Source organism: Afipia sp. GW822-FHT03D08 (genome assembly GCF_058801645.1).
In genome coordinates this window covers 657,551-684,069 of record NZ_JBXANK010000001.1, presented here as the reverse complement: position 1 = coordinate 684,069, position 26,519 = coordinate 657,551, and the positions used below count along the sequence as shown (strand labels likewise).

At 62.4% G+C, this 26,519-nt stretch carries 22 protein-coding genes and 1 tRNA gene; 11 read left to right on the top strand and 12 right to left on the bottom strand.

Features of this window, described 5'->3' with window-relative positions:
• Nucleotides 1–3: 3 nt before the first annotated feature.
• On the bottom strand, nucleotides 4–225 hold the full coding sequence (locus tag AC1RM7_RS03255) for a hypothetical protein (protein ID WP_081758632.1): 222 nt from the start codon (nucleotides 223–225) through the stop codon (nucleotides 4–6).
• A gap of 228 nt (nucleotides 226–453) precedes the next feature.
• On the opposite strand from AC1RM7_RS03255, the gene cysK reads away from it, so the two are divergent.
• Together cysK and AC1RM7_RS03245 are read left to right on the top strand one after the other, a co-directional pair.
• Nucleotides 454–1,437, top strand: a complete 984-nt coding sequence (gene cysK / locus AC1RM7_RS03250) for a cysteine synthase A (RefSeq protein WP_024919315.1) — start codon at nucleotides 454–456, stop codon at nucleotides 1,435–1,437.
• A 1-nt stretch (nucleotide 1,438) separates the two neighbouring features.
• Entirely contained in the window at nucleotides 1,439–1,684 is a 246-nt protein-coding gene (locus AC1RM7_RS03245; protein WP_024919314.1) for a BrnA antitoxin family protein, read from the top strand.
• On the opposite strand, the gene AC1RM7_RS03240 is transcribed toward AC1RM7_RS03245, so the two are convergent.
• On the bottom strand, nucleotides 1,685–2,614 hold the full coding sequence (locus AC1RM7_RS03240) for a glycine/sarcosine/betaine reductase selenoprotein B family protein (RefSeq protein WP_024919313.1): 930 nt from the start codon (nucleotides 2,612–2,614) through the stop codon (nucleotides 1,685–1,687).
• Between the two features lie 111 nt (nucleotides 2,615–2,725).
• Here AC1RM7_RS03240 and AC1RM7_RS03235 point away from each other — a divergent pair, with 111 nt between their 5' ends.
• Nucleotides 2,726–2,899 carry a hypothetical protein gene (locus AC1RM7_RS03235; protein ID WP_162832191.1) on the top strand — a complete coding sequence of 58 codons (174 nt, stop codon included), beginning with the start codon at nucleotides 2,726–2,728 and terminating at the stop codon, nucleotides 2,897–2,899.
• A gap of 30 nt (nucleotides 2,900–2,929) precedes the next feature.
• Here the strand turns inward: AC1RM7_RS03235 and AC1RM7_RS03230 are convergent, their stop codons facing one another.
• Nucleotides 2,930–3,181, bottom strand: a complete 252-nt coding sequence (locus tag AC1RM7_RS03230; RefSeq protein WP_024919312.1) for a hypothetical protein — start codon at nucleotides 3,179–3,181, stop codon at nucleotides 2,930–2,932.
• Between the two features lie 171 nt (nucleotides 3,182–3,352).
• Here AC1RM7_RS03230 and AC1RM7_RS03225 point away from each other — a divergent pair.
• Both AC1RM7_RS03225 and AC1RM7_RS03220 read left to right on the top strand, forming a co-directional pair.
• Nucleotides 3,353–3,428, top strand: a tRNA-Lys gene (locus AC1RM7_RS03225).
• Nucleotides 3,429–3,436: 8 nt separating this feature from the next.
• The gene (locus tag AC1RM7_RS03220) at nucleotides 3,437–3,721 is read left to right on the top strand and encodes a hypothetical protein (protein ID WP_083875172.1); all 285 of its coding nucleotides are present in this window, start codon (nucleotides 3,437–3,439) and stop codon (nucleotides 3,719–3,721) included.
• A 66-nt stretch (nucleotides 3,722–3,787) separates the two neighbouring features.
• Here AC1RM7_RS03220 and AC1RM7_RS03215 read toward each other — a convergent pair whose 3' ends face one another.
• Nucleotides 3,788–6,475: a glycosyltransferase gene (locus tag AC1RM7_RS03215; RefSeq protein ID WP_024919310.1), complete on the bottom strand. Its 2,688-nt coding sequence runs from the start codon at nucleotides 6,473–6,475 to the stop codon at nucleotides 3,788–3,790.
• A gap of 200 nt (nucleotides 6,476–6,675) precedes the next feature.
• Entirely contained in the window at nucleotides 6,676–7,230 is a 555-nt protein-coding gene (locus AC1RM7_RS03210) for a hypothetical protein (RefSeq protein ID WP_024919309.1), read from the bottom strand.
• A gap of 325 nt (nucleotides 7,231–7,555) precedes the next feature.
• Here AC1RM7_RS03210 and AC1RM7_RS03205 point away from each other — a divergent pair, with 325 nt between their 5' ends.
• Nucleotides 7,556–9,109 (top strand): glycoside hydrolase family 17 protein, encoded by a 1,554-nt coding sequence (locus AC1RM7_RS03205; protein ID WP_492838483.1) that lies wholly within the window; start codon nucleotides 7,556–7,558, stop codon nucleotides 9,107–9,109.
• On the opposite strand, the gene AC1RM7_RS03200 is transcribed toward AC1RM7_RS03205, so the two are convergent.
• Both AC1RM7_RS03200 and AC1RM7_RS03195 read right to left on the bottom strand, forming a co-directional pair.
• Nucleotides 9,069–9,449, bottom strand: a complete 381-nt coding sequence (locus tag AC1RM7_RS03200; RefSeq protein ID WP_006020626.1) for a hypothetical protein — start codon at nucleotides 9,447–9,449, stop codon at nucleotides 9,069–9,071. The genes AC1RM7_RS03205 and AC1RM7_RS03200 overlap by 41 nt on opposite strands.
• A 60-nt stretch (nucleotides 9,450–9,509) precedes the next feature.
• Nucleotides 9,510–10,631, bottom strand: coding sequence for a hypothetical protein (locus tag AC1RM7_RS03195; protein WP_024919307.1), 1,122 nt, complete (start codon nucleotides 10,629–10,631; stop codon nucleotides 9,510–9,512).
• A 161-nt stretch (nucleotides 10,632–10,792) separates the two neighbouring features.
• Between AC1RM7_RS03195 and glmU the strand changes: the two genes are divergently transcribed.
• From glmU to AC1RM7_RS03180, 3 genes are all read left to right on the top strand, one after another.
• Entirely contained in the window at nucleotides 10,793–12,154 is a 1,362-nt protein-coding gene (gene glmU / locus AC1RM7_RS03190) for a bifunctional UDP-N-acetylglucosamine diphosphorylase/glucosamine-1-phosphate N-acetyltransferase GlmU (protein ID WP_024919306.1), read from the top strand.
• 131 nt (nucleotides 12,155–12,285) lie between these two features.
• On the top strand, nucleotides 12,286–14,112 hold the full coding sequence (gene glmS / locus AC1RM7_RS03185; RefSeq protein WP_024919305.1) for a glutamine--fructose-6-phosphate transaminase (isomerizing): 1,827 nt from the start codon (nucleotides 12,286–12,288) through the stop codon (nucleotides 14,110–14,112).
• Nucleotides 14,113–14,305: 193 nt separating this feature from the next.
• Nucleotides 14,306–15,061: a DUF502 domain-containing protein gene (locus AC1RM7_RS03180; protein WP_444826142.1), complete on the top strand. Its 756-nt coding sequence runs from the start codon at nucleotides 14,306–14,308 to the stop codon at nucleotides 15,059–15,061.
• On the opposite strand, the gene recG is transcribed toward AC1RM7_RS03180, so the two are convergent.
• Nucleotides 15,058–17,166 (bottom strand): ATP-dependent DNA helicase RecG, encoded by a 2,109-nt coding sequence (recG, locus tag AC1RM7_RS03175; RefSeq protein ID WP_024919303.1) that lies wholly within the window; start codon nucleotides 17,164–17,166, stop codon nucleotides 15,058–15,060. The genes AC1RM7_RS03180 and recG overlap by 4 nt on opposite strands.
• A gap of 273 nt (nucleotides 17,167–17,439) precedes the next feature.
• On the opposite strand from recG, the gene AC1RM7_RS03170 reads away from it, so the two are divergent.
• Entirely contained in the window at nucleotides 17,440–17,730 is a 291-nt protein-coding gene (locus AC1RM7_RS03170) for an FAD assembly factor SdhE (RefSeq protein ID WP_024919302.1), read from the top strand.
• Complete coding sequence (gene mfd, locus AC1RM7_RS03165; protein ID WP_024919301.1) at nucleotides 17,727–21,242, top strand: transcription-repair coupling factor; 3,516 nt, start codon at nucleotides 17,727–17,729, stop codon at nucleotides 21,240–21,242. The genes AC1RM7_RS03170 and mfd overlap by 4 nt, the downstream gene beginning before the upstream one ends.
• Nucleotides 21,243–21,378: 136 nt before the next feature.
• Here mfd and AC1RM7_RS03160 read toward each other — a convergent pair whose 3' ends face one another.
• The 4 genes from AC1RM7_RS03160 to AC1RM7_RS03145 all read right to left on the bottom strand — a co-directional run bounded on the left by AC1RM7_RS03160 (nucleotide 21,379) and on the right by AC1RM7_RS03145 (nucleotide 26,485).
• The gene (locus AC1RM7_RS03160; RefSeq protein ID WP_006020618.1) at nucleotides 21,379–21,768 is read right to left on the bottom strand and encodes a PRC-barrel domain-containing protein; all 390 of its coding nucleotides are present in this window, start codon (nucleotides 21,766–21,768) and stop codon (nucleotides 21,379–21,381) included.
• 79 nt (nucleotides 21,769–21,847) lie between these two features.
• Complete coding sequence (locus tag AC1RM7_RS03155) at nucleotides 21,848–23,092, bottom strand: hypothetical protein (protein ID WP_024919300.1); 1,245 nt, start codon at nucleotides 23,090–23,092, stop codon at nucleotides 21,848–21,850.
• 117 nt (nucleotides 23,093–23,209) lie between these two features.
• Nucleotides 23,210–24,733: a class I adenylate-forming enzyme family protein gene (locus AC1RM7_RS03150; protein ID WP_024919299.1), complete on the bottom strand. Its 1,524-nt coding sequence runs from the start codon at nucleotides 24,731–24,733 to the stop codon at nucleotides 23,210–23,212.
• 36 nt (nucleotides 24,734–24,769) lie between these two features.
• Nucleotides 24,770–26,485, bottom strand: a complete 1,716-nt coding sequence (locus AC1RM7_RS03145) for an extracellular solute-binding protein (RefSeq protein WP_024919298.1) — start codon at nucleotides 26,483–26,485, stop codon at nucleotides 24,770–24,772.
• Between the last annotated feature and the right edge of the window lie 34 nt (nucleotides 26,486–26,519).

Sequence of the window (26,519 nt, the reverse complement as noted above, 5' to 3'; positions counted from 1 at the left end):
GACTTAGTTGCAGACGATTTTCGTTGAGTGCGTTGAGTGCTTCGTGACGAAGCCGTACCCGCAATTGTCGCAAGTCCAGAGGTAGCTGATGACGTTATCAGCCAGGAACGCGGATGCTTCTGCGGCAACCATCGAGTCCGCGCAGATCGTGCAAATGGGCCGGTCTGTGCTCCGAGGGGGTAGGCGTGACGGTTTGGTCGACAGAAGTTCAGCAAGTGCTGGCATCGTGACCTCCCTTCCGGGTTCGAGCTCGCGCAGAATATACTCATGCAAGTTTGAAGTTGTCGCAACACAAATACGTTCTTTTTGCGAAATACCGTTTTTGCAACGCAATGCATGCCGGCAGACGATTGCTCTTGCACGCGCGGTCGCGACCGCCATTAATGGCGGAAGCCTTTCGTTTTGCGCAGCTTTCTCGCATGGTGCGCACGGATCGATTCAGGAGGACCGGGCATGGATACCAAGTCAAACCCAACTGCTTCACAGGCACGTCAGCCCGGGCGCGGACGAATCTACGACAGCATCGTTGATGCATTCGGCGATACGCCGATCGTTCGGCTTCACCGTCTGCCGGAACAGAACGGAGTAAAGGCGAAAATTCTCGCCAAACTTGAATATTTCAATCCCGCCGCGAGCGTGAAGGACCGTATTGGTGCGGCGATGATCATCGCGATGGAAAACGCCGGCGTCATCAATCCGGACACCGTACTGATCGAGCCGACATCCGGCAATACGGGCATCGCGCTTGCGTTCGTCGCCGCGTCGCGCGGCTACAGGCTGAAGCTCGTGATGCCGGAATCTATGTCGATCGAGCGGCGCAAAATGCTGGCGTTTCTGGGCGCCGAAATTGTCCTGACGCCGGCGGCACAAGGTATGAAAGGTGCGATTGCAACTGCGGAAGATCTGGTCCGCAACACGCCCAACTCGGTGATGCCGCAGCAATTCAAGAACCTGGCCAATCCCGAAGTTCACCGCCGCACCACGGCCGAAGAAATCTGGAACGACACCAACGGAGATATTGACGTATTCGTGGCCGGCGTTGGCACGGGCGGCACGATCACCGGCGTCGGGCAGGTTCTGAAGCCGCGCAAACCATCCCTGCGCATTGTTGCCGTCGAGCCCGTGGAAAGTCCGGTGCTGTCGGGCGGCCAGCATTCGCCGCACAAGATTCAGGGCATTGGCGCAGGCTTTGTGCCGGATATTCTCGATCGGTCCGTGATCGACGAGATCGTCAAGATCGATAGCGCGACAGCGATTGCGACTTCGCGCGCACTCGCACGTGTGGAAGGCATTCCGGGCGGCATCTCGTCGGGGGCAGCTATTGCGGCAGCGCTCGAACTCGGCAAGCGGCCGGAAAATGCCGGCAAGACTATTCTCGCGGTTATCCCGTCATTCTCGGAGCGCTATTTGTCCACGGCGTTGTTTGAAGGAATTTGAAATGGCATCTCCTCCGCGGCGGCCCCGCACGCTCAGTGACGCAAAAACCGAAGCCGAGGCGGCGTTCAAATCCGTCACTGCCAAGGTGCCGGAAGCCGTTCCAAAGAAAGCTGCCATCCCCGGTGTGAAGGAGCTTGTCTCGATCAGGATCGATCAGGACGTCCTTGAGCATTTCCAGGAGGGCGGTCCCGGCTGGCAGGACCGCATCAATGCCGCGTTGAGGAAGGCGGCAGGGATGTCCGACTGATCACGCCACGCGATTGACGCGCGCGGCTTCTTTCTGCGCATCGAAATCGCGTCGCCGCCGGGCAAGCTCTTCCGGCGACATCCGCTCGACATTGTTGTAGTCGAGCTTCCACGAAGCATCTGTCCTCCAGCGCAGCGGTGACTGAACCGTCGTCTGCGGACCTGGTGCGCTTTCAAGCACCTTCAGCGCCAGTTCCAGCGTAAATGCCTGAGACGGCACATCGTGCGGCTTGCCGGCGGAATTGCCGAGCGGAAAATCGCTGAACAGGAACCGCGGTACGGCTGCGTGCTCGACGATGTCCTTGGCGCAGCCCATCACCACGGTTGCAATTCCATTGGCCTCGAGGTGCCGAGCCACCAGCGCCGTGGTCTGGTGACACACGGGACAATTGGGGACCAGCACGACGGCATCGACGTCGTCGGCCTTGCACCGCGCCAGGATTTCCGGGGCGTCGGTCTCGATCGTCACCCGGTGGCTGCGATTGGTCGGCGCGCCGAAGAAGCGGGGGGCGATCGCGCCAATCCGGCCTTCGCGGGCAAGCCGATGCATCTGTGCCAGCGGAAACCATGAGTTCATGTCGGTCGCGGACGTGTGTGCGCGGTCGTAGGCGATGTGAGAGATCCGCAGGTCGTGCTGCTTCGCGCTGTCGCCATCGTAGACCTGATAGAATTTCGCGCTGCCGTTGTAGGCCGCGCCCGGTCCCTGATCGCCTTTCGTGGGGTCGAAGGGGGCCGCCGTGGTGACGATGGCCACCCGCGACTGTGCCAGCGGTTTTGTCAGCGGCTGAAAGGGGGCGGCGAGATTGTGCGCCCAGCGATAGGGCGTGTCGTACCCGATGGCGAGGTAGTAGTCGCGCGTCCGCTGCATGTACGGCACGGGCACATCGAACTCCTGGACGACGTCCTCGGGGGCCGCAGGCGAATCCGTCATGGCGCATGTCCTCGAAATGTGACGAAGTAGGCGTAGCAGATGCGACTCGCCTCAGCCATATTCAAGGGAACCATGCCGGTCATACCGGCAATGCGGGTAAGGAAACCAGCGATGGCCGGAAAGCAGAAAAAGGGCGATGCCGCCGATGCGGGCAAGGTGAAAAAACGCCCGGACCCCACCAAGAATGCGCCGTTCAAGGTCGATCCCGAAAGCGACGACTTCGCGACGCCGAGGATTGATCTCAGCGAGGACGAACTGAAAGAGCAGGAAGACCGCAGATCCTGACGGATACGGGCTGAAAGCGTAGGGCCCGGGTTACAGGCTGCTCAGATCCGTCGGGACGTTGCCAAAGGTCTTCAGCACCATGGCATCCTTGAAATCACCCGTCATCGGATCGCCCGAGCGGGTGAAGGCGACTGCGCCGATAATGCCGGAGGTGCGAGACAACGTTTCGGCGCGCCGAATCGCTGTGGATGGGCTCTGGAATTCCTCGGCGGTTCCCGTCACGACGGAGCCTTCATCGTCTTCACTGAACGGAAGGGCAACATAGTAGGAGATATCGGCCATCGGATTTTCCGGCTGTGATGGGTGGAGACTATGTTCTCTATTTGTTCTACTGTCAATAGCTGTCCTCGGGCTGGAATCTCGAACCCAAGGTCGGCGAATTCCACAGCCTGAACAAGGATGCTGGGGCGCACTTGACCCACATCCACCCGCCACCTACACACCGCGACACGTGAGCGCGTAGCTCAGGCGGTAGAGCACGTGACTTTTAATCATGGGGTCGAGGGTTCGAGTCCCTCCGCGCTCACCATGACATCCATGGCAAACCGCATCCCTGCGGTTACAATCCGCGAAGATTCGCATTGTTGCGGGTCGCGAACCTTTTGGGTCGCGGGCAGCGAAAAGGGGCAAACGAGAATGTATGTCGTCGCCGGTATCCTGGTTGCCCTTTCCGGGCTCTTCTACGCAGCCGATCAGGGTCAGATCGGTAGCCTCGGAAAAACCATGTGCAACTACGGGGAAACGTTTTGCCGGCATCCCGTCTACGTTTTGGTCGGGGCGGGAATAGCCGCGGCATGGGGCACATTCGTCAGCATCAAGTAAGCCGACGCCATCTGTTTCTGTTGCCCTCGGTCGCCCGCCTGAAGCCAACGAACCCCGTGCCAGCGATCACTTGATATCCGAGCGGACGTCCGATGTGACCGGCTGTTGAACCGTCATGTTCGTCGGCGTTGTTTCCCGGCGAAGACCGATCAGCTCGGCGGCGCGCACCGTTGACGAACTCCAGAATCCAAAGGCGTTGATCCGCGAGTTCTCAAGGATCGCGATCGCGACAGCCGACAGGAACGGCAGGCTCTGGAGCACAAGCACGCCGGCGAAGATGTTGATCTCGCGAACTTCCTTCTGGTTGAACGCAACCAGCACGATAGCGCCGATGATGAGGAGGATGCCGATCACGGCCTCCCAGAAGGCCTGGAATTCCACCGACATCCGCGACAGGCCGCCCTTCGAGGTGCGGGCGAAGGGGAGATGGTCGGTTATCAGGCCGTTGGCGACGGCGCGCGACACGGTCCATTGCACCGACATCGCCGCCACCATTGCACCGAGCATCTGGCCGACCTTTACGGGTACGCGCAGCCTGTAGAGCGTCAGGAAGTGGGCTAGCGACACGATGAACGCTGCAATGATGGGCAGGGTCAGGATCTTGTCGGGAATGGCGATGTCGGCGAACGAAACGATCGGTACCCAGATCAAATTGAGGATCGCAACGACCACGCCGAGACTTTCCGCGCCGAGCCAGTTCAGCCAGCCGAGTGCGAACTCGCGCTTCTGATCGGGTGAAAGCCGGCTCGCATTGGGAAGAAACCGGCGCCAGTGCTTTTTGACGATCTGGAAGCCGCCATAGGCCCAGCGGTGGCGTTGTTTCTTGAAGGCCTCGTAGGTGTCCGGCAGCAGGCCGTATCCATACCGCCTGTTGGTGTAGTGGGTGATCCAGCCGTGTTCGATCACGGCGAGGCCCAGATCGGTATCCTCGCAGATCGTATCGCCGGCCCAACCGCCCGCCATGTCCATCGCCGCGCGGCGGATCAGACACATCGTGCCATGGACGATGATGGCGTTGGCTTCATTCCGCTGCACCATGCCAATGTCGAAGAAACCGGCGTATTCGCCATTCATGATGTAGTGCATCAGCGAGCGGTCGCCGTCGCGATGGTCCTGCGGGGCCTGCACGAGGCCCACGCGCGGGTCGGCGAAAGCCGGAACGAGATCCTTGAGCCAATCCGGCGTGACCACATAGTCGGCGTCGATGATGCCGATGATTTCGGCGTCGGCGGCGGTGCGCGCCATCGCGATCTTCAGCGCGCCGGCCTTGAAGCCCTCGACCTTCTCGGCGTTGATAAAGATGAATCGTTCGCCGAGTGCGCGGCAATGGTCCTGGATCGGCTGCCAGAAGGCCGGGTCAGGCGTGTTGTTGATGATCACCACGCATTCGAAATTCGGGTAATCGAGGCGGGAGACCGCATCGAGCGTCAGCTTCAGCATCTCCGGCGGCTCGAAATACGCCGGGATGTGAATGGAGACCTTTGGCGCGTAGCCTTCAGATGGCGAGGGTACGGCTTCAGAGATAAGGCGCACTGGCTTGCGTCCGAACGCGATGGTCGCAATCTCCTCGATCCGGGCCATCGCGATCAGAACCAGCGGCACCAGCAGAATGAGACCCAGCGTCAGCGCAAAGGCCGACCCGAAGACGAAGTAGTGCGTGTTCCAGTAGGCGAACACGGTTGCGAACCACGCGCCGACGCCATTGGCCGCAGCGGCCAGCATGATGGATTGCATCACCGTCGGATGTGCTAGACGCAGAATCGGCAGTGACAGCAGCACGCCGATCAGCAGGGCAATGCCTGCTATTTTCCAGTAGTCCGGATCGACGATGGGACCGGTCCAGGCGAACTTCGGTTCGCGTGAAGCATTAAGAACGCCCCAGTAGGGTCCAACGCCGCCTTCGAAAAACTTCCACGGCTGGTCGATCGCTTCGACGATGTTGTAGTCCATGCCGATCGCATCGGCGCGGGTGACGAAGTTCCGCAGCACGGATGCCTGTTCAAATGGGCCAGGGTTGGCATTCTTGAGGTTGTAGCCGGCGCTCGGCCAGCCGAATTCGGCGATCACGATACGCTTGCCAGGGAAGGTATCCCGCAGCAGGCCATAGATATACATGGCCTGATCAACAGCCTGCCTGTCGGTGAAATTTTCCCAGTACGGCAGGATATGTGCGGCGATGAAATCGACGGACGACGCGAGCGACGGGCGGCCCTCTTGGGCTGCCAGTTCGAGATCGTCTCGCCAGATGTTCCAGATTTCACCAGTCGTAACTGGAACATTAGTCTGTCTCTTAACGCGCTGGATTAGCTCGATCAGGTCAGCGGCCTTTTGTTCGCCGCGGTAGATCGTTTCGTTGCCGACAACAATGCCGATGACGTTGCTGTTTCGTTTGGCGAGATCCAGGGCGGCTGCGATTTCGCGTTCGTTTCGCTCCGCGTTCTTGTCGATCCAGGCGCCGACCGTGACCTTGAGGCCGAATTCGGCGGCAATCGGGGGAACCAGCTCAACGCCGCCCGTCGACGAGTACAGGCGGATGGCCTTGGTCATCGTCGCGAGTTTCTTGAGGTCTGCGCGGATTTTTTCCTTGTTCGGAATGTTGTCGACGTCTGGGTGCCCAGCGCCTTCGAACGGGGCGTAGGACAAGCTAGGCAACATTCCGTTGAAATCGGGTGCCTTCTGCTCATCCCTCAGGAGGCCCCAGATGGCCGCGTGGACAGCAGTAACGCAGAGGAGGACAGCAACGATGGCGCGCATCAAGGAAAACCATACGGGGCCAAACGTGGCAGGATCGCGAACCTGTCCCCTCGGTTCGTCAGCGTTAATGGCAGCTTATCTATGCTGCGCGGCTTAACAACTCATACGGCGACATGGCCTTTTGAGGGCGTAGCCGAGACCGAATGAATACCCAATGAATGCGGGATCGGTTCGTTCCTGTTCCGCCAGCGCTTTGGCACTTACTTGGCAGGTGTTGCAGGTGTCGGCGCCGCCGGAGCGGGTACTGGCGGTGTCGCTGCCGCAGGGGCCGGTGGCGGCGGTGGCGCGGCTGCTGCTTGCGGCTGGGAAGCCGGATTGATCCAGCAGGCGTGCACGCGGCCGTTGAGGGTCTCGGCCACCTTGGGATCGATCGTGGCGCCGAACCGCACGACACAGCGGAAAGTCGCCTGGATATGCCCGCCGGGGCAGCCGAAGCGTTCGTACAGGTCAAGATGGCGGAAGGCCGTATCGAGATCGTCGCGCCACATCAGCCCGACCACCCGCCGTCCCAGCCAGACGCATTCGGGATTGCCGGCGGGGCCGTTGATTGCCTGGGCCGCCTCGACGAACTCGTCGGCCTTGCGCTTGCTTTCCTTGGCTGCGTCAGCGGGAGCCGCCTGTTTAGGGGCCGTGTCCTGAGCCCGGAGGTCGCCGCTTTGAGCGATTGCGGCTCCGATACCGACAAACAAAGCGAGGGCCGGAACGGCCACTCGCTGAAAAACCGCAACTCGAAACCCGGTACGAACCCGAAGCATGAAATCCCCGATTGATGGCGTGCCAGCCGGCCGCGCGCCGCGCCTGCACAGGTGCCCTGCTAATGCGGCAGAAGATTGCCTCTACCGCAACTGCCTGATTCACATGAAGGACATTTACGTTTTTGTCCAGCAAGGCGGAAGTTTGATGGCCTTGTGGTAAAGGCGTGCGACGAGAAGACCGGGGGTAGCCGCGCGCTGGGGTCTTGGCAGACCGGCGCGGACCGGTTATCGACGTGCCTCCTGGAGGACGGAACCCATTTCGCTTCGTACGCCCCTGGCCCTTCTGGTCATATCCCTGAGCGCTATTTCTGCAATTTGGTGGTGGTTGGCCACGCCAATCGTTTTGGCGCGCGCGCCGATCGACCCTGCTGCCAAGCTGGAATGCGTCTCCTATGCACCATTCCGGGATGGTCAGAATCCTTTGCAGCCGGGATTGGTGATCTCGCCGGAGCAGATGACGCAGGACCTCGCGCAACTGGCCAAGGTTACCGATTGCGTCCGCACCTATTCGGTCGGCAACGGCCTCGACAGGGTCCCGGAGCTCGCCGAAAAGGCCGGGCTCAAGGTGATGCTCGGGATCTGGATCGGCACCAACCGAATCGACAATCGCGCGCAGATGGAAACAGCCATCGCGCTCGCCAAGAAATATCCAGGCGTGATCAGCGCGGTCATTGTCGGTAACGAGGTGCTCCTGCGCGGCGAAATGACCGCTGCCGACCTGACAGCGAATATCCGCTACGTAAAATCGAAAGTCGGCGCGATCCAGGTCACCTATGCCGACGTCTGGGAGTTCTGGCTCAAGAATCGCGACGTCTATGACGCCGTCGATTTCGTCACGATTCACATCCTGCCGTACTGGGAGGACTTCCCGATTCGCGCGCGTCATGCGGCGAACCACGTGGACGTAATCCGCAAGCGGATGGCGGTCGCGTTTCCGAACAAGGAAATCCTGATCGGCGAAACTGGCTGGCCAAGCGCGGGCCGCATGCGCGAAGGCGCGCTGCCGTCGCGGGCCAATCAAGCCCGGGTGGTCTCTGAAATCCTCCAGCTTGCTCGCCAGGAAAAGTTCCGGGTCAACCTGATCGAGGCCTATGACCAGCCTTGGAAGCGGATGTGGGAGGGCACTGTCGGAGGTCACTGGGGTCTGTTCGACGCTACCGGCAGCCGAGATCTGAAATATCCAGCGGGCGAGCCGATCACCAACTTCCCGCGGGCAAAGATCTATGCCGGCGCAGGCATGATTTTCTCGGCGCTCGTGTTTGGCGTGGCGCTGCTGACGCTGCGCCGCCGGCCCTGGTCACCGCATTTGAGTTCGTGGGTCACGGTGGCGATCTGTGCCACTGCGGGCGGTGCGCTCCTAGGCGTGGCGTACGACAAGTTGATCGTCGAAAGCCTCGGTGTCGGCGGATGGACCGTCGGCATCCTGCTGTTCGGCGCCGCGGTGTTGTCGCCGCTGGTCGTCGCCAATACTGTGATGTACGGGCGCAGCCTTCCGACATTCATGGAGCTTGTCGGGCCGCGGGAATACCGCACCGGTTCACGCATGCAGACCATTCTCGGAATCGTGCTGCTGATCACGACGGTGCTCGCCACTCAGACCGCGCTCGGATTCGTGTTCGACCCGCGCTATCGCGATTTTCAGTTTGCGGCACTGACCATGGCCGTTGTGCCGTTTGTGCTGCTGACGGCGCTTAACAGGCCGGCAAAGGGCACGCGCCCGATTACCGAGTCTGTTTTTGCGGGCGCGCTGGCGCTCTCGGCGGTCTACATCGGGTTCAACGAAGGACCGGCGAACTGGCAGTCGCTATGGACCTGCGGATTGTATCTGCTTCTGGCGCTTACGCTGTCGCGGGCGCGGGTCGCGCAAATCCAAGAATAAGCAGCGCGATCGCGACGCCCGACAAACCGATATTGTAGAGCACGATGCCGAAACACGCGGCGATCAGCCCGGCGGTAAGGGTGACGATCGACGGCCGGATGAAGTGCAAGGTGGCGATCACCAGCGCGGCTATTCCGAACACATAGTTCTTGAACAGATAGGTCATCGTCAGTCGGGTCTTGCACAACATGGTCTGCAGACCGGCCTCGCATTCGAGCCGAACCTGCGCAAACTCGATGGCCATGTAACGCAGATAGAGTGCGTATCCGATGGTGAGAAATCCCACGATCAGGATCCATTGCACCTGGTAGGGGGTCAGTCTGAACGGCTCTTTTTTCATGCGCCGAATATGGTTCGGAACGGATTGCGACACAACCCGAATGGCACAAAAGTTGATCGGTTATTTGTTACCGAAGAAGGAGCTGAAGGCCGACGTCTTGGGCCGTTCTTCAACAACGGGCTCGCTGCGCTGCCTGCTTCGCCGCTTCGAACGATAACCTTGGCCTTCAGGCTTCTTTGCCTCCGGCTGCTTTTCGCTGAACATGCTGAGGCGTTGACCTTCGTACACCGTGGTCTCGCAGGCACGGTTGCTCTCGGTGAGCACGCCCGCACAGACTTTCGCAGCTTCCGCGGCATCTGACAGCGGTCCGGCAACAAGCCGCAGTTGCATTCCCAAACCGTCGTGGCGTTCTTTCACCACGATGATCGGTTGCAGCGATGCGAGCTGTTGCAGATTGCCCTTGATCACACCGCGCCAAAGAGCGCGCAGACCTTCGATCGAATTCGCGCCGCCGAGGTCTACGCCAAACTCCGTCTTCCGCACGATAGCTGCTGGTGGCGTTTCAACCGCCGCCGGGTTCTGCGGGGCGATAGCCGCCGTCACGGTCGGAGCGGGAGATTGATCGGCCGTGGACGTTTCGGCTTTCTGCTCAACCGGTTTGGCGGGCGGAGAGGTTGCTGCCGGGGCGGTGGCGACCGGCGCGATCTTGGGAAGCTGGGCGGCGGATTCGGCTTTCGCCTCCGTTGGTTTGACCGGCCCGATGGGATCAGCCTCGGTCGCCTGTGGGAGGGACGTCTGTGCGGGAGCTGAGGCCGCAGGTGATGCCGGTTGCGTTGCAGGTGGTAAGGAAGCCGCTGGCCGTGCCAGCGCGCCAGTCACCGAGTCCAGACCCTGTTCGAGCATCGTCAAGCGCGCATACAGGCGATCCCGATCGCCGTTGAGCGTATCGACCGCCGCTGCAAGTTCGCGCGCCTTGTTCTGGCTTTCCTTTGCGATCCACTGAACCTGCTGGGATTGCCGGGCGAGTTCGGCGGATGCCAATTGATCGCGGTTCATCGCTGCCGGTGACCGCGTCGCGAGGATCGCAACGATCAGCGCTCCGACCGTGCCGACGCCCCAGGACGCCAGACGCCACATCGAAGGTCCGCCGAATTCGTCCTCTTCCGCGAGAAAGCGATTGATCCAGCCGGCACCGTCATCGTCCGTCAGATCATCGCGGAATTGGTTGCGATCCTTGGCCATGGGACTGTCGGGCCCTCCCGCGGCCCTGCGAATCATTGTGTAAAGATTAACAGAAGCTAGGGTTTGTGCGCGCGGTGGGCGTGTCCAAAACACTTTTGTCCCTCGGCGCTCTCGGGTAAGACGACGCCGGCGCGACTTCGCGTGCGGTACAGGAAAAGCGCATGTCCGGCAGAACAACCCTTACGATCGTACTTGCAGCCGGCGAGGGCACGCGAATGCGTTCCAGCCTGCCGAAGGTGCTGCATCCGATCGCGGGACAGCCGCTGATCGCGCATGTGCTTGCGGCCGCGCGGGGCGGCAAGAACGATACGATTGCGGTCGTGGTCGGCCCTGACCACCAGGCGGTGGTCGATGAGATCAAGCGTTCACGCCCCGAGGCCAAAACCTTTGTGCAGCGGGAGCGGCTCGGTACCGCCCACGCGGTGCTCGCGGCGCGGGAAGCCATTGCATATGGAGCGGACGACATTCTGATCGCTTTCGGCGACACACCGCTGATCGATGCAGTGACATTCGAGCGCTTGCGGACCGCGTTGAAGGACGGCGCGGCGCTGGCGGTACTCGGCTTTCGTGCCGCCGATCCGACTGGTTATGGACGATTGCTGGTAGAGGGGGGACAACTGGTTGCGATCCGCGAGCAGGCCGATGCCAGCGAAGCCGAACGCGCCGTCACCCTTTGTAACGCAGGCGTTATGGCTTTTGCGGGCAGCACTGCACTGAAGATTCTGGATCGCATCGGCAATGGCAATAGCAAGGGCGAGTATTATCTGACCGATGCGGTGACGATCGTGCGGGAGCTCGGTCTGCGCGCCGCCGTGATCGAAACCGGTGAGGACGAAGTGCGCGGAATCAACACCAAGGCCCAGCTTGCCGAAGCGGAACAGGTGATGCAGCAGCGGCTGCGGCGGGCGGCACTGGATGCCGGCGTTACCCTCATCGCACCTGAGACGGTGTTCCTGTCGGCGGATACAACGTTCGGCAAGGATGTCATCATCGAACCGTTCGTTGTCATTGGCCCCGGCGTTGCGATCGACGACGGCGCGGTCATCCATTCGTTCTCGAACATCGTGGGCGCGCGCATCGGCAAGGGCGCATCTGTCGGTCCTTATGCGCGGCTGCGGCCAGGCACAGTGCTGGGCGAAGGTGTTCGCGTCGGCAACTTCGTCGAGACCAAGGCCGCGGATCTTGAGGCCGGGGTGAAGGTTAATCACCTGACCTATATCGGCGATACCCATATCGGCCAGAATGCTAACATCGGCGCGGGCACGATCACCTGCAACTACGACGGGTTCGACAAGCACCGCACCGAGATCGGCGCGGGGGCTTTTGTCGGCTCAAACTCGTCGCTGGTGGCGCCGGTGAAGATCGGCGCGGGCGCCTTTATCGGATCGGGTTCGGTCATCACCAAGGATGTGCCGGACGATTCGCTGGCCATCGAACGCAGCGATCAGACCGTTCGTGAAGGCTGGGCTAAGCGCTTCCGGGACATGAAAATGCTCAATCGGAAGCCGAAAAGCCCGAAGTAGGGCGATTCCGTTTACCGGACTGATTTCGTTAACGGTTTACCCTGTCTCAATCCGCAACAATTGTTGAGGCAGAACCGTGTTATTCCTCGGTACATAAGGCCGCATTGGGGCGGCTGGAGATCACAAACCGCATGTGCGGAATTGTCGGAATTCTTGGACGTGGGCCGGTTGCGGAGCAACTGGTCGATTCCCTCAAGCGGCTTGAATATCGCGGATACGACTCCGCGGGCGTCGCGACGCTGGAAGGCATCCAGCTCGATCGCCGCCGTGCGAAGGGCAAGCTGAAGAATCTGGAAGCGGTGCTGAAGACCTCGCCACTGGCGGGGCACATCGGCATCGGACATACGCGCTGGGCCACGCACGGCAAGCCGACCGAGAATAACGCGCATCCGCATGCAACCGACAACGTCGCCGTGGTTCACAACGGCATCATCGAGAATTTCCGCGACCTGCGCACGCAACTCGAAGCGCAGGGTGCGAAGTTTTCAAGCGAGACCGATACCGAGGTCGTCGCGCATCTGGTCAATTCGTATCTCGCCAAGGGTTTCTCTCCGGTGGATGCCGTGAAGGCGACGCTTCCGCAGTTGCACGGCGCATTCGCGCTGGCCTTCATCTTCAAGGGCGAAGAGAACCTGATGATCGGCGCGCGTAAGGGCTCGCCGCTCGCGGTTGGCTACGGCGACGGCGAGATGTACCTTGGCTCGGACGCCATCGCGCTCGGACCGTTCACCGACACCATCAGCTATCTCGATGACGGCGACTGGGTCGTTCTCTCCCGCGCCGATGCGACCGTGTATGACGACAAGAACGCCGTGGTCGAACGCGAGATCGTCAAGCACAACACTGCATCTGCGCTGGTGGACAAGGCGAACTACCGCCACTTCATGGCGAAGGAAATTCACGAGCAGCCCGAAGTCGTCGGCCACACGTTGGCGCACTATGTCGACATGGCCACCGAGAAGGTGTCGATGCCGGTCAAGCTGCCGTTCGATTTCAAGGACATTCAGCGGGTGTCGATCACGGCCTGCGGCACGGCAAGCTATGCGGGCTTCGTTGCCAAGTACTGGTTCGAGCGCCTCGCGCGGCTGCCGGTCGAACTCGATGTCGCTTCCGAGTTTCGTTACCGCGAAGCGCCGCTGCGCAAGGGCGATCTTGCGATCTTCATTTCGCAGTCCGGCGAAACCGCCGACACGCTGGCTGCGCTGCGTTACGCCAAGTCGCAAGGCCTTCACACCATCTCGATCGTCAACGTGCCGACATCGACCATCGCGCGCGAAAGCGAGACCGCGCTGCCGACGCTGGCCGGACCTGAAATCGGTGTCGCCTCCACCAAAGCCTTTACGTGTCAGCTTGCCGCGCTTGCGGCGCTGGTGATTGCTGCGGGCAAGGCTCGCGGCGAACTCTCCGAGACCGATGAAACCAAACTCGTCCACGCGCTGATTGAAGTGCCGCGCCTGATGACGCAGGCGCTCGCCCTCGAGCCGCAGATCGAAAAGCTCGCCCGCGACATCGCCAAGAGCCAGGACGTGCTCTATCTCGGCCGCGGCACCAACTACCCGCTGGCGCTGGAAGGCGCGCTCAAGCTCAAGGAAATCTCCTACATTCACGCCGAAGGCTACGCCGCCGGCGAACTCAAGCACGGCCCGATCGCCCTGATCGACGAGAAGATGCCCGTGGTCGTGATCGCGCCTTATGACCGGGTGTTCGAGAAGACGGTCTCGAACATGCAGGAAGTCGCGGCGCGGGGCGGCCGGATCATCCTGATGACCGACGCGCGGGGGGCCAGGGAGGCCACCGTCGATTCACTGGTGACCATCATCCTGCCTGACATGCCGGCTACGGTGACGCCGATGGTGTACGCCGTCCCGGTCCAGTTGCTGGCCTATCATACGGCCGTTGTGATGGGCACCGACGTCGACCAGCCGCGGAACCTCGCCAAATCTGTGACCGTAGAGTAAGACGCGGGCAGACAAACGGTCGCAGCGCGGGCGGTTTTGGCCCGGAAAAGTCTGATACAGTGGTGTCGCAATGATTTGCGATGGTGTTCCCGCGCGTGTTCCGCAAAGTGGACACCGGTTTTGCGATCAGAATACGCACAAGTGTTTCGCTTGAGGATGATTTGGCTCGCCAATGAATGAGACTAGCCCCAACATGATTCCGGGAGGCCTGCCGCCCGTACCGCCGGCCGGCGCGCCGCGCGGTGCGATGGCGCGGCTCCGCAACTATTTCCTCACCGGCCTGATCATTGCCGGTCCCATCGCGATAACGATCTATCTGGTCTGGTGGTTCGTCACCTGGGTCGATGGAATCGTTCGGCCGTTCGTGCCGGTCGCCTATCGTCCCGAGACCTATCTGCCGTTCGGTCTGCCGGGGTCGGGTCTGATCGTCGCCGTGTTCGCGCTGACGTTCCTCGGCTTCCTCGCGGCCAACCTGATCGGGCGAACGCTGGTCGAATTCGGCGAAGGGCTGCTCGGCCGTATGCCGGTCGTACGGGCAATCTATCGCGGCCTCAAGCAGGTGTTCGAGACGCTGTTCTCGGGCAACGGATCGAGCTTCCGCAAGGTCGGTCTGGTAGAGTTCCCATCGCCGGGCATGTGGTCGATCGTGCTGATCTCCCAGCCGCCGAGCACTGAGATCGCCACGAAGCTTCCGCAAAACGACGAGTTCATCTCGGTGTTTCTGCCGTGTGCGCCGAACCCGACCACCGGCTTCTTCTTCTACGTTCCGAAGTCCAAACTTATCGAAGTCGATATGAGCACCGACGCCGCAGCGACCTTGATCATGTCGGCGGGCGTGGTCCAGCCGGGCAGCGACGCCCAGAAGAAAGTCAACGCGCTGGCGGAGATGGCCAATGCCGCGCGCGTGGCAACGGCATCGCAAACACCGGACCCGGCGAAGGTCGACTAACCCGCGCCGATCAACGGCAATGCTTCGTCGCGTTCATAGAGGTACAGCAGGCATCGCAGCGCTTCACCGCGCTCGCCCTTGAGCTTCGGATTATCCTGCATGATCCGTACCGCCTCGTCGCGCGCCTGTGCGATCAATTGCGCGTGGACTTCGGGCCGCGCGATGCGATAGCCGGGCAGGCCGCTCTGGCGCGTGCCGAGCACTTCGCCTTCGCCGCGCAGGCGCAGATCTTCCTCGGCGATGCGAAAGCCGTCCGTGGTTTCGCGGATCACCTTGAGCCGGGCGCCGGACATTTCCGTCAGCGGTTCATGATAGAGCAGGATGCAGGTCGAGGCTTCCGAGCCGCGCCCGATGCGCCCGCGCAACTGATGCAGTTGCGCCAGCCCGAAGCGCTCGGCGTTCTCGATCACCATGATGGTTGCCTGCGGGACATCGACGCCGACTTCGACCACCGTTGTCGCCACCAGAAGCTGGATTTCACCGGCTGCGAACTGCGCCATGACGCGATCCTTCTCGGCGCCTTTCATCTGGCCGTGCACCAGCCCGGCGCGATCGCCGAACCGCTTTTGCAAACTCTCGAACCTTTGCGTTGCGTTGGTGAGGTGATCGTGGCCTTCCGCGTCGGATTCCTCGACCAGCGGACAGATCCAGTAGGCGCGTTTGCCCGACTCCAGGGCGCGGTCGAGGCCATCGACGACTTCGCGAATGCGGCTCTTGGCGACCGCGCGGGTGTCGATCGGCTGGCGGCCTGCGGGCTTCTCGCGGAGTTCCGAAATATCCATATCGCCGAAGTAGGTGAGCACCAGCGTGCGCGGGATCGGCGTGGCGCTCAGCACCAGCACGTCGACGGCATCGCCTTTCTCGGTCAGCGCCAGACGCTCGCGCACACCGAAACGATGCTGTTCATCGACCACGGCGAGCGCCAGATCCTTGAATATCACGTCGTCCTGGATCAGCGCATGGGTGCCGACCAGCAGATCGATCTCGCCGTCCGCAAGTCCGGCGATGATCTCGCGCCGTTCCTTGCCTTTCTCGCGCCCCGTGAGAATGGCGACGCGTAGTCCGGCCCGCTCCGCCAACGGAGCAATGGTCTTGATGTGTTGCCGCGCAAGGATTTCCGTCGGCGCCATCAGCGCCGCCTGCTTGCCGGTCTCTGCAACGGCAGCCGCGGCCAGCAGCGCCACGACGGTTTTGCCGGAGCCGACATCGCCTTGCAGCAAACGCAACATGCGGACCGGCTGGTTGAGATCGCTGGCAATGGCTTTCGCCGCTTCCTGCTGCGAACTGGTCAGCGCGTAGGGCAGGGCATCGATGATTTTGTGGCGCAGGTGTCCGTCGCCGGCATTGCGCACGCCTGCAGGACGGCGAAGCTGCGCACGAACCAGCGCCAGCGCGAGTTGTCCCGCGAGCAGTTCATCGAACGCGAGCCGCGACCAGTACGGATTCTGCGGCAGGATGTCGGTAAGTTCTACAGGCTCGTGAACACGGTGCAGCGCTTCTGCGATCGGCGGAAACTTGCAGCGGCGGAGCACTTCGGGACTGATCCACTCCGGCAGGTCGGGCAGTTTTTGCAGCGCCTGCGCCATGGCGCGGCGGATCGAGCCGATGGCGAGGCCTTCGGTCAGCGGATACACCGTGTCGATCTGCGGCAGTTTGGCGAGGCCTTCCTCGTCCACCACCCGGTCGGGATGCACGATCTGCAAGGTGCCGTCGAACATCTGCGCGGTGCCGGACACGAAACGCTTCTCGCCCTTCGGCAGCAGCTTCTCGATGTATTCAGGCTTTGCGCGGAAGTAGGTCAGCACCACGTCGCCGGTCTCGTCGCTGGCGTAGACCAGATGCGGCGCGCGCGAGCGGCCGGGCGGCGCGGGGCGGTGACGATCGATGGTAACTTCCAGCGTCACCACGGTTCCAGGAACAGCCTCGGCGATGGTCGGCCGCGTGCGGCGGTCGATCACATTGGTCGGCAGATGCAGCAGCAGATCCACCAGCCGCGGTGTCTCGCTGCGGTCAAGCAGATAGCGAAACAGCTTGTCCTGCTTCGGCCCCACGCCTGTAAGGCTCGTGACCGGCGCGAACAGGGGATTGAGCAGGGACGGGCGCATTAAAGAACCTAAAGCGGAATTTCAGTCCGAATCGCCGCCCCACGTCATTGCGAGCGAAGCGAAGCAATCCAGATTCCCTTGTATCATACATGAAGAACTGGATTGCTTCGTCGCAAGAGCTCCTCGCAATGACGGCCACAAGGGCTCGCCACCCCGCTATGACGTCCAAGCGCAACACGCACGCGCAGGAAATTACTGACAGCATCAATTCTGACAGCTATATCAGCCTCCCCGGCACCGTCCGGGCTTTTTGCGTTGGAGAAAGTGACGGACATGACGGGAACGACACGATCGAGCGATGGCCTCGATGATCGGCGCAAGCGGCTGCTGTTTCGCTGCTGGCATCGCGGCACGCGCGAGATGGATATGATCCTCGGCGGCTTCGCCGATGCCCGGATTGCCGATCTGAGCGACGGGGACATTGCCGATCTCGAACGTCTGATCGAACTGCCCGATCCCGATCTGTATGCGGCGTTCAGCGGCAGCCAGTCGCTGCCGGGGGACTATGCCAACGGCATCTTCGTGCGCATCAAGCAGTTCCTCGACGCAGGCCAGCGCTCATGAAATCACCGACGCGATCGCCCGCGCAACTGCTTCGCGCCGGCCACGCGCTGACGCTGTCGAACGTTGCCGAGGGCGCGGAAGGTCTGGTCGTCTCGGATATGGCGCGCGCGGTCGCGGCCAAGCCGAATCCGCCCGCGATCAGCCTTGCAGTGGTTTGCCGCGACGGCCCGCGCATGGCGCAACTGGCGCGCGCGCTGGAGTTTTTCGCGCCCGACCTGTCGGTGATGCAGTTTCCGGCATGGGATTGCCAGCCCTACGACCGCGTCTCGCCCCACGGCGGCATTCTGGCGCAGCGGCTGACCACGCTGGCCAAACTTTCACGCCTTCAGGGCAGCGAGAAGCCGCTGATCGTGCTGACCACGGTCAACGCCATCGTTCAGCGCGTGCCGGCGCGGGAGGTGGTCGCAGCACAGGCGCTATCGGTCGCGCCGGGGCATCGGGTCCCGATGGACAACATCGCAGGTTGGCTCGAGCACAATGGCTACAACCGCACGTCGACGGTGCGCGAGCCGGGTGAATACGCCGTGCGTGGCGGTATCCTCGATCTGTTTCCGGCTGGGCTCGACCAGCCGGTGCGGTTCGACTTCTTCGGCGACACGCTGGAATCGATCCGCACCTTTGACGCGGAATCCCAGCGCACGCTGCTCGACATGCGCGGACTGGATCTGGTGCCGGTTTCGGAATTCCAGTTGGTCACGGAAACCATCAAGCGTTTCCGCATGGGCTATGTCGCGCAGTTCGGCGCGCCGGACCGCGACGACATGCTTTATGAGGCGGTGAGCGAAGGCCGCAAGCATCCCGGCATGGAGCACTGGCTGCCGCTTTTTCAGGAGCGGATGGACACGCTGTTCGACTATCTCGGCGCGGCGCCCATCGTGATGGAGCCGCTGGCCGAGGATGCCGCGCGCGAACGCTTCACCCAGATCAATGACTATTACGAAGCGCGGCGCGAGGCGATGGACACGCCGGGTGGCGGCGCGATCTACAACCCGCTGCCGCCGGACCGGCTCTATCTCACTGAACCCGAATGGACTTCGCTGCTTGCTGATAGCGCGCTGGCGCGGCTGACACCGTTCGCGCTGCCCGAGGGTGAGGGCGTGATCGACGTCGGCGCGCGGCAGGGACGCGACTTCGCGCCGGAGCGCGGGGACAGCAAGGTCAACGTGTTCGAAGGCGTGGTGGCGCATATCAACGGCCTGCAGGCTGCGCGCAAGAAAGTCGTCGTCGCGCTGTGGTCGGAGGGCTCGCGCGACCGCATGGCGAGCATGCTCAAGGACCACAAGCTGCTCAACACCACCAGCGTCAACTCATGGCGCGCGGTGCAGGCGACGCCACGCAACGAGACCATGCTGGCGGTGATCGGCCTCGAATCCGGCTTCGAGACCGAGAACATCGCGCTCATCACCGAGCAGGACATTCTCGGCGACAGGCTGGTGCGTCCGCGCAAGGCGAGCCGCAAACTCGACAACTTCATTTCCGAAGTGACGTCGCTGGCGACCGACGACATCGTCGTTCACGTCGAGCACGGCATCGGACGGTTCGTCGGCTTGCAGACGCTGCAGGTGGGCGGTGCACCGCATGACTGCCTCGAACTCCACTACGCCAACGAGACCAAGCTGTTTCTCCCGGTCGAGAACATCGAACTGCTGTCGCGCTACGGCTCCGACCAGACAAATGTCGAACTGGACAAGCTCGGCGGCGGCGGATGGCAGGCGCGCAAGGCCAAGCTCAAGAACCGCATCCGCGAAATCGCGGGCGAACTCATCAAGATCGCGGCCGAGCGGCATGTCCACGAGGCGCCGAAATTCCCGGTGCATCAGGGCACCTACGACGAATTCTGTGCGCGGTTCCCCTACGAGGAAACCGAGGACCAGCTTGGCGCGATCAATTCCGCGCTGCATGACCTCGATCTCGGACGTCCGATGGACCGCCTGATTTGCGGCGATGTCGGCTTCGGCAAGACGGAAGTGGCGCTGCGTGCGGCGTTCGCCGTGGCGCTGGACGGCAAGCAGGTCGCCGTCGTGGTGCCGACCACGCTGCTGGCGCGGCAGCACACCAAGACCTTCACCGAGCGCTTCAAGGGGTTCCCCGTGAATGTAGCGCAGGCCTCGCGACTGGTTGCGCCAAAGCAGATGACGCAGGTCAAGAAGGACCTCGCCGAGGGCAAGATCGACATCATCGTCGGCACCCATGCGCTGCTCGGCAAGAGCATCAAGTTCAAGGACCTCGGCCTCCTGATCGTCGACGAGGAGCAGCATTTCGGCGTGTCGCACAAGGAACGGCTGAAGCAGCTCCGCGCCGAGGTTCACGTGCTGACGCTTTCCGCAACGCCGATCCCGCGCACGCTGCAACTGGCGCTGACCGGTGTCCGCGAATTGTCGATCATCGCGTCCCCGCCGGTTGATCGCCTTGCGGTGCGCACCTTCGTCGCGCCGCACGATCCGCTGATGATACGCGAGGCCTTGCTCCGTGAGCGGTATCGCGGCGGTCAGGCGTTCTATGTCGTCCCGCGCATCGAATACCTCGCCGAGGTGAAGGACTTCCTCGACAAGCATGTGCCGGAAATGAAGGTCGCGGTTGCGCATGGCCAGATGCCGCCCACCGTGATCGAGGACATCATGTCCGCGTTCTACGACGGCAAGTACGACGTGCTGCTCTCGACCACGATCGTCGAGTCCGGCCTCGACATTCCATCCGCGAATACGCTGATCGTGCATCGTGCCGACATGTTCGGCCTGGCCCAGCTCTATCAGTTGCGCGGACGCGTCGGCCGCTCGAAGCTGCGCGCCTACGCCTTGTTCACGCTACCCTCCACGCACAAGATCACCGCGCAGGCCGAACGCCGCCTCAAGGTGCTTCAGTCGCTGGACAACCTCGGCGCGGGCTTCCAGCTTGCGTCGCACGATCTCGACATTCGCGGCGCAGGCAATCTCCTCGGCGAAGAACAGTCGGGTCACATCAAGGAAGTCGGCTTCGAACTGTATCAATCGATGCTGGAGGAGGCGATCCTGTCGCTCAAGGCCGGCATCTCCGAGCCGGTGGCGGATCGCTGGTCGCCGCAGATCACGCTCGGTATGCCGGTGCTCATTCCTGAGGACTACGTTGCGGATCTGTCAATCCGGCTGTCGCTGTATCGCCGCCTTGCGGATCTGGACACAGACGACGCGATCGAGAATTTCGGCGCGGAACTGCGCGACCGCTTTGGTCCGCTGCCGGACGAGGTGCGCTGGCTGTTCAAGATTGCAGCGATCAAGGCCTATTGCCGCCGCGCCAATATCGAGAAGGTCGATGCCGGGCCGAAGGGCGCGGTCATTACGTTCCGCGACAACTCATTCGCGCATCCCGACCGGCTCATGTTCTTCATCAGCCGCCACGGCAAGGCCGCCAAGGTCCGCCCGGACATGAAGGTGGTGTTCTTCCAGGAATGGGAGACGGCGGAAGAGCGCGTCGAAGGCACGACCACGATCCTGCGCGATCTCGCCAATCTGGCCGAGGGCAAGAAGGCGGCCTAGGTGGCAAAAGACAGCGCGATTTGAACGACAGCGTCATACCGTCATTGCGAGCGAAGCGAAGCAATCCATCTTTGCATAACAAAGGAATGGATTGCTTCGTCGCTGCGCTCCTCGCAATGACGGGGCGGGCTGATCCTTACTTCGGATACTTGAACTCAGGCGCGGCCTTCAGCGCCTCCTTGGTGGTGTTCATCTTCGCAGTCCAGGTGTCCTTGTCCTTGTTGTAGCTCACACGCACGGACGAGGGCGACACGGCGACGTAATGCTCGCCGACGCCGAGGAACCCGCCGACGGACAGGATCATGGCCTGAATCTGCTCGCCCTTGCCGATGGCAAGATCGGTGATTTCGCCGACCTTTTCATCCTTCTGGTTGTAGACGTTCAGACCCTTGAGCTTCGAGCTGAACATCTCGTCCTTCGCGACGGTCGAGAATTTGGCTTCAGCGGGAGCAGTTCCGCTGGTCTGGGCGAGTGCCGGACCGGCGAGAACGGCCAGCGACGCGGCGACGAGTGCAATCTTCTTCATGGTATCCTCCAAAGGGAATAGAGGCTCACCAATGCAAAGCCGGTGCGATTGTTCCTGACGATATCGAAAGTAAAATTCTTTAGGACGCGACCCGGTGTGCCTCGGCCCGAAGCCTGCGGAGAATCGCGGCCGCCGTGTCACCGGGCATCAGCGTCGCCAGCGTCACCTGCGGATCGAGCCGCTGGTCGCGTTTGGTGCTGTACATGGTGTGCTTCAGAACGCTGGTCAGCCGCCGCGCGATGGCGTGTGCGTTGCGCAGGTCGGTTTCGGCGAAGACGACAACGATTGCGCCTTCTTCGTCCAGCGTCGCGAAATCCATCCGCCGCATCAGCCGGCTGAGTATCCGCGCGGCGTCGAGGCGCATGCGTTCGGAGATCGAACCGTGCGCGAAGGTGATGCGGGCGACGGACAATCCTGCGCCGCGCGTCTGGGTGTCGGTCACGGCAGTCTCGAAATCGCGGGTGAAGGCGTCTTCGTTGAGCAATCCGGTGCGCGGATCGAGCAGGCCGCCGACATCGATCGATTTCAGCGCGCGCCCGATGCGGGACTCGAACGCCTGTTGCCGGATCAGCGGAACGGCGTGGGCCGCGACCGTTTGCGGATCGCCGTGGGAGATTTCAAGATTGGGCAGGTCGTAGCCCGTGGTCAGCCCCGATCCGCTTCCGACCAGAACCGGAAGATTCCGGAACCGGGAATCTTCCGACAGCACAGTCAGAAAGGCGTCGAGCACGCGCAGCGTGAAACCGTCACCGATGATGATGCCGTCGAGCTCGCGTGCATTGAGATGCTTGGCGGCAGCCTCGATGCTGAGCGCGCCGACGACCCCCATCTGCTCACCGAGCGCGACCGACAGGGCGGGATACCCCGCGCCGCGTCCGATCAGCAGGACCGTTGCATCGTTGATCGGATCGCTCGTCGGCATACGGGTGGACGTGGAACGGTCGTTGGCCATGCGGCGCAGCAGCGTGACGTGCAGGGCGCGCACGCGCAACGCAGCGTTGAGACGGCTGACCAGCCGCTCGGCGTTGTGGCCGGTTTGCGTGAACGGGAGAACATTCTGCGGCAACACGTTGCCGGGATCGACGGCGATGACCGGTACGTAGGGATCAGCCTGCGCCGCCTGTTTTGCCAGATGCGCCAATGCGGCCTCGTGACCGCCGGTATCCGCGGCAAGCACGGCCGCCGGCCGCAGCCTTGCGACGGCGTCGGCTGCGTCAGCCCAGGAGACATCCACCAGCGGAAACGTCTTCACCTGCGCGATCGCGTCGGCGAGGGTCCGGCCTTCCCGATTTGAGACAGTGACGATCGGGCCTTGCTGTGACATAGCGTAGTGACTCACAGAAACCGTGGAACAGCGCCGCAAAACTGAGCGGACTCGCGAACCGTCACCCTAGGCCGCGGCTGTTAATGGCAGGTCAATACGACCGATGAAACGGCGGACTCAGGTTCCGCTGGACCGGTCGCGAAACGCATCGACCATGAGCGGATTAAGTCCAAGCTGGCCAAGCGCTTCGCGCGCGCGGCGGTTGTCGCCGGCGCGTCCGGCGAGGCGAAAGCCGTTGAGTTGATCAGGCAATGCGGTCAGCATCGCGCCAGCCGCGAGCCGCTTCGCCCATGACTCAAGATCCTGCGCGAGAAAGCGATAGCCGCCGACGCCGACGAGACCGACAGGCGGTGCGGTGATGCCGATAGCGCCTGTCGTGCGATCAAGATGCGCAGCGTATCCTGTATCGACGTAGTCGGGAGCGGCAGTCTCCACAAGAGACTCTCCCGGCGCTGGACGATAGGCTGCGACCGGCACCATCGTTCCGCGCAGCGCGAGCGTCGCCTTCGGCGTGACGATGATCTCGCCGATGGCTTTCGAACTTGCCGCACCAAGTGGTGCGCTGAACGATCCGGGCTTGATGGGCACCGGCGAACCATCGCTGAGACGGCGCGCGGCGAACAATCCGGCCTCGCCGAACAGGTAGACGTCTGTGAGCGTCGTGCCGGTGTCTTGCCAGTCCTCGCTCGCCATCACGCGGTCCGGCGTGCGCCACAGGCCGACGACATTCCTGATCGCAACCTGGGGCCGCGCGAGCGTGCCGCTCTCCGCCAGACGGATCGCAAGCAGGGCAGGCGCGATCAGGGTGTCATGATGCTCGTCGACGATCTGTTGTTCGAGAACCTGCAAATCAGCCGGGTGATGCAGCGCGAGCGATCCACCGCTCAGGAGCCAGGTCACCACGGACGAGACGCAACCGGCGAACGAGGCCGGCGCAATGGCGGACAACAGTCGCGCGCCCTGCGGTAGGCCCGCTTCGAGGAAAATCGCAAGACCGCCGGAAATCAACTGCAAATGGTTGCGCGGGATCGCGCGAAGTCCCTCCGCCGTGACGTCGAACGTAATGATCGCCGGTCTGCGCGCATCCGGCGCCGCGGGCGGCAGCCAGCCGTTCATGCCGCTCGTTGTGATTTCAAGCGGCGACATGCCTTCGGGCAGATCGTTGCCGAAGCCGAACACATGGCGGATCGAAAAGGCTTCAACGGCTGCGTTCAATGCCAGTTCGGCATGATCGACGATCTCGATACGGCTGACGCCGACAATGGCACGCGCACCGATCCGGTTCAGCGCCCCGGTCAGTTCCGATTGCCGCCAGAGCTGCGGCAGCAGCGCCGCCACCAGACCGGCACGAAGCGCCGCCAGTACCGTCAGCGCGAACTCTATGGTGTTCGGCATCTGCAAGGCGATGATCGAGCCCGGCGGCAACCCCGCCTCGACAAAACGTGCGGCGATGGCTGAGACCGCCTGATCAGCCTGCGCAAAGGTCAATTTCTGCGGCTGGGTGCCGGTGACGCGATGCTTGTTCGGCGGATCGATCAGCGCAATGGCATCGGGCTGACGCAGCACCGTGCGCCGGAACAGATCGTCGAGCGTCAGCGGCGCGCCGGATGAGGTCGCTGCTGAGGTCGGTGCGGTCTGCAAGGTCTCGCTCACTGCGTTACTGCATCAATCTTGGGCTTACGGCGCTTTCATGCCCGGTTTGGACCACCACGTCTCCGGCAGAAAGCCTGAGACCGCGGTCACCCTTGGCCGTTCTATCCGATTCCACCGTGCGAGCCATTGCTGCTGAACGTTATAAAGCGGGATAGCGTAGAAGCCCGAGATCAGCGCCCTGTCGAGGGCGCGGACGGCGGACACGAAGGCGGTTTGCTCGCGCTCCTCGAGCAGCGCGGCGATCATGGCGTCGACGGCTGGGGATTTCGCGCCCATGTAGTTGCGGGTGCCCTGATTGTCGGCAGCGGCGCTGCCCCAGTAGAAAGCCTGTTCGTTGCCCGGCGAGAGCGACTGGTCCCAGCGGTTCTGGATCATGTCGAAATCGAAAGCGAGCCGGCGCTGGTCGAACTGCACGCCGTCCACCGCGCGCACCGACACATCGATACCGGCGCGCTTAAGATCGCGGGAATAGGCCAGCGCGATGCGCTCCTGATCGCGGGTGGTGACCAGGATCTCGAATGTCAGCGGCTTGCGGCTGGCTTTCTGCCGCAGCACTGTTCCATCGAGCTGGTATCCGGCTTGCGCCAGCAATGTGAGTGCCGCGCGCAGCAATACCCGGTCGCGGCCGGACGCATCGGTGACCGGCAGGCGATAGCTGCCGTCCATGATGTCGGGGCGGATGCTGGCGGCGTAAGGCGCAAGCAGTGTCTTTTCGCGTGCGTCCGCCGGACGGGTATAGGCGGAGAGTTCGGACCCTGCGAAGAAGCCCGCAGAGCGCCCGTACAGGTCGAAGAAGTAGTTGCGGTTGATCCACTCAAAGTCGAACAGCAGTGTAAGCGCCTGCCGCACGCGGATGTCCGCGAACACGGGGCGGCGCGTGTTGAAGATCAGATACTCCGACGGCTGCGGTGTGCCGGGCTTGACCGTATCCCGCACCACTTCGCCGTTGCGGGCCGCGGCGAAATCGTAACCCTCGTGCCAGCGCAGCGGCTCGTTCTCGATCCGGAAATCGTAGAGGCCGCGCTTGAACGCTTCAAACGCGCCGTTGGCCTCGCGGTAATAGTCCAGACGGACCTCGTCGAAATTCCACACACCGCGGTTGATCGGCAGGTCGCGGCCCCAATAGTCCGGGTTGCGCGTCAACGTTACGCTCTGACCGGCGCGGACGCCGGTGACCCGGTAGGGCCCCGAGCCGATCAGACCGGTGAGGGACGTCTCCTCGAAGGTCGCGGTATCGATGGCATGCTTGGGGAAGACCGGCATCAGACCGAGGATCAGCGGCAATTCGCGGTCTTTCGCGCCGCCGAAATCGAACCGCACGGTGCGCTCATCCAGCGCTTCGGCCTTTTCGACCTTTGCGTAGTACAGCCGGTGATTGGGGCGGCCCTTGTCGCGCATCAATTGCCACGAGAACAGCACGTCAGCCGCCAGCACCGGCTTGCCGTCCGAGAACCGCGCCAGCGGATTGAGCCGGAACGTGACGTAGGTTCGGTCGTTGTCGGTCTCGACTGTCTGTGCGAGCAGGCCGTACAGCGTGAACGGCTCGTCGTGGCCGCGCGCCAACAGGCTTTCGGTCACGTAGCCGCGGACTTGCTGAACCGCGATCCCTTTCACGATAAATGGATTGAGGCTGTCGAACGCGCCGAGCAGGCCGAAGATGATCCGGCCGCCTTTAGGGGCGTCGGGATTGACGTACGGCATCTGCGCGAAGTTCGCAGGCAGGGCGGGGGTCCCGTGCATGGCGATACCGTGGAGCGGAACCGGCGCTTGGCGT

What these genes read in the sequence shown, in the direction of transcription:
- AC1RM7_RS03255 (WP_081758632.1), bottom strand. Translation starts at nt 225, where the DNA reads ATGCCAGCACTTGCTGAACTTCTGTCGACCAAACCGTCACGCCTACCC.
- cysK (WP_024919315.1), top strand. Translation starts at nt 454, where the DNA reads ATGGATACCAAGTCAAACCCAACTGCTTCACAGGCACGTCAGCCCGGG.
- AC1RM7_RS03245 (WP_024919314.1), top strand. Translation starts at nt 1,439, where the DNA reads ATGGCATCTCCTCCGCGGCGGCCCCGCACGCTCAGTGACGCAAAAACC.
- AC1RM7_RS03240 (WP_024919313.1), bottom strand. Translation starts at nt 2,614, where the DNA reads ATGACGGATTCGCCTGCGGCCCCCGAGGACGTCGTCCAGGAGTTCGAT.
- AC1RM7_RS03235 (WP_162832191.1), top strand. Translation starts at nt 2,726, where the DNA reads ATGGCCGGAAAGCAGAAAAAGGGCGATGCCGCCGATGCGGGCAAGGTG.
- AC1RM7_RS03230 (WP_024919312.1), bottom strand. Translation starts at nt 3,181, where the DNA reads ATGGCCGATATCTCCTACTATGTTGCCCTTCCGTTCAGTGAAGACGAT.
- AC1RM7_RS03220 (WP_083875172.1), top strand. Translation starts at nt 3,437, where the DNA reads ATGGCAAACCGCATCCCTGCGGTTACAATCCGCGAAGATTCGCATTGT.
- AC1RM7_RS03215 (WP_024919310.1), bottom strand. Translation starts at nt 6,475, where the DNA reads ATGCGCGCCATCGTTGCTGTCCTCCTCTGCGTTACTGCTGTCCACGCG.
- AC1RM7_RS03210 (WP_024919309.1), bottom strand. Translation starts at nt 7,230, where the DNA reads ATGCTTCGGGTTCGTACCGGGTTTCGAGTTGCGGTTTTTCAGCGAGTG.
- AC1RM7_RS03200 (WP_006020626.1), bottom strand. Translation starts at nt 9,449, where the DNA reads ATGAAAAAAGAGCCGTTCAGACTGACCCCCTACCAGGTGCAATGGATC.
- AC1RM7_RS03195 (WP_024919307.1), bottom strand. Translation starts at nt 10,631, where the DNA reads ATGGCCAAGGATCGCAACCAATTCCGCGATGATCTGACGGACGATGAC.
- glmU (WP_024919306.1), top strand. Translation starts at nt 10,793, where the DNA reads ATGTCCGGCAGAACAACCCTTACGATCGTACTTGCAGCCGGCGAGGGC.
- glmS (WP_024919305.1), top strand. Translation starts at nt 12,286, where the DNA reads ATGTGCGGAATTGTCGGAATTCTTGGACGTGGGCCGGTTGCGGAGCAA.
- AC1RM7_RS03180 (WP_444826142.1), top strand. Translation starts at nt 14,306, where the DNA reads ATGATTCCGGGAGGCCTGCCGCCCGTACCGCCGGCCGGCGCGCCGCGC.
- recG (WP_024919303.1), bottom strand. Translation starts at nt 17,166, where the DNA reads ATGCGCCCGTCCCTGCTCAATCCCCTGTTCGCGCCGGTCACGAGCCTT.
- AC1RM7_RS03170 (WP_024919302.1), top strand. Translation starts at nt 17,440, where the DNA reads ATGACGGGAACGACACGATCGAGCGATGGCCTCGATGATCGGCGCAAG.
- mfd (WP_024919301.1), top strand. Translation starts at nt 17,727, where the DNA reads ATGAAATCACCGACGCGATCGCCCGCGCAACTGCTTCGCGCCGGCCAC.
- AC1RM7_RS03160 (WP_006020618.1), bottom strand. Translation starts at nt 21,768, where the DNA reads ATGAAGAAGATTGCACTCGTCGCCGCGTCGCTGGCCGTTCTCGCCGGT.
- AC1RM7_RS03155 (WP_024919300.1), bottom strand. Translation starts at nt 23,092, where the DNA reads ATGTCACAGCAAGGCCCGATCGTCACTGTCTCAAATCGGGAAGGCCGG.
- AC1RM7_RS03145 (WP_024919298.1), bottom strand. Translation starts at nt 26,485, where the DNA reads ATGCACGGGACCCCCGCCCTGCCTGCGAACTTCGCGCAGATGCCGTAC.